Source organism: Kamptonema sp. PCC 6506 (assembly GCF_000180455.1).
GTDB lineage: Bacteria > Cyanobacteriota > Cyanobacteriia > Cyanobacteriales > Microcoleaceae > Kamptonema > Kamptonema formosum.
On sequence record NZ_CACA01000018.1, the window covers coordinates 1 to 1,512 of the forward strand.

The 1,512-nt window shown below is 43.5% G+C and carries 2 protein-coding genes and 1 pseudogene; all 3 read right to left on the reverse strand.

What is annotated here, in order from left to right; all coding sequences use genetic code 11:
• Positions 1-65 precede the first annotated feature (65 nt).
• Positions 66-288, reverse strand: a pseudogene (locus OSCI_RS29285) (helix-turn-helix domain-containing protein); the annotation flags it as partial.
• Between the two features lie 412 nt (positions 289-700).
• Entirely contained in the window at positions 701-871 is a 171-nt protein-coding gene (locus tag OSCI_RS29440; RefSeq protein ID WP_007352969.1) for a class II aldolase/adducin family protein, read from the reverse strand.
• Between the two features lie 226 nt (positions 872-1,097).
• Positions 1,098-1,512: NAD(P)/FAD-dependent oxidoreductase (locus OSCI_RS01005; RefSeq protein ID WP_039961468.1), on the reverse strand; the 415-nt coding region annotated here is incomplete at its 5' end.

The window sequence follows — 1,512 nt, forward strand, 5'->3', positions numbered from 1 at the left end:
CTTCTTCCAAATCGTCAAGGGTTTCAAACGAACGATTAACCAGGGGTTCGTCAACCAACGTCCACAATCTTTCTGCCGGTTGTAATTCAGCCAATCTGCGACTTTCCGACCATTCCATAACCCCCCATCAGGAGAATTCTCTTGTAAAACCTGCCATAGTTGGGCTTGTTCAATATCTTCAATTAATGGCTTTGAACCTTGATTTTGACTCCGGCGATCGCCAAGTCCTGAAGGCCCGGATTGGTTATATCTTTTAACCAATCCGTAGATCCATGTTCTGCTATAACCCTCTTTTATCACTCTCGACAAAGTATAATTAGGGGCGATCGCAAAAACTGAGACAGAGAGTATGGTTGAGCCTCGCCCACCTGCACCCACAGTAAAATTTGTGGACGAATATTGCCAGTTGTAGGGGGTAAATGAGCAGTCGTGCAGAAACTTACCTTAAGGCTGAAAGCTTTACTGGATAAGCATTCTGGGAATCACTCTTTTTGTCTCTCAAAAACTTGAAGAGTTGAAAATTAAACTGTACCAATTAGAGCATAGTTTGTTTGGTACAGTTTTTGTTAACGGCACAGTAAGGCTTTGAGGCTTTTAAATTTCAGACAGATCAATTGGTACAGGTTTATTAAGATGCGATCGCAATATTCAAAACGGCACAATCATTTCCTTAGCGTAAGTTTCTGTACGACTGCTCATTTCACCCCGGATCGCGGGCTGTGATGTGGCCAGCGATACCTTCGCTGAACCCGAAGCGACCAAATAGACGGAAGGCGGCTGCTAAACGCTGCTTGCGGTGGAGGCGTTCTTCCTTAACAGAAGTAAATGTAGGAGGTGTAAAGGATATTTGGGGAACTTTAATCGTGACCATATTTTTTGCTCCTGACTGCGGACTTTTGATAGCAAATTGGGGTTTATTACCCGCTTTTATTTGAGTCCGCCTATGCGGACTTAGCTTGTTTAGCCGCGATTTCTAATCGCCTAGAAAAGATGGTTTTTTCCTCGGATTCTTTATGTTTCCCTCCTTTCTCTTCTTTCCCTTATTCCCTAGCCTCTGATTCCTAACAACCTTGGTGGTTGCTCTATTTCTACTTATTCTACTTGCCGATCGCTTGACCGGCTAACCATGCTGTTGTCCAAGCACTTTGGAAATTAAACCCCCCTGTCACACCATCGATATCTAAAATTTCCCCAGCAAAGTAAAGACCGGGACAGCAGCGACTTTCCATTGTTTTAAAATCAACTTCTTTTAAGTTAACGCCGCCGCAAGTAACAAATTCTTCTTTAAATGCACCTTTTCCCTTAATTTTATATTCACCTTGGCTGAGTTCTTGAATCAGTTGATTAAGGCTTTTGTTTGATAGTTCTGACCAGCGTTTTTCGCTATCAATACCAACAGCAACCGTTAAATGTTCCCAGAGACGGCGGGGGATGGGAAGGGGACAGCTAGTGGCGATTGCTCTTCTGGGTAACTGGGATTTAACTGCTAGCAATTGTTGCCGCAAAACGTCT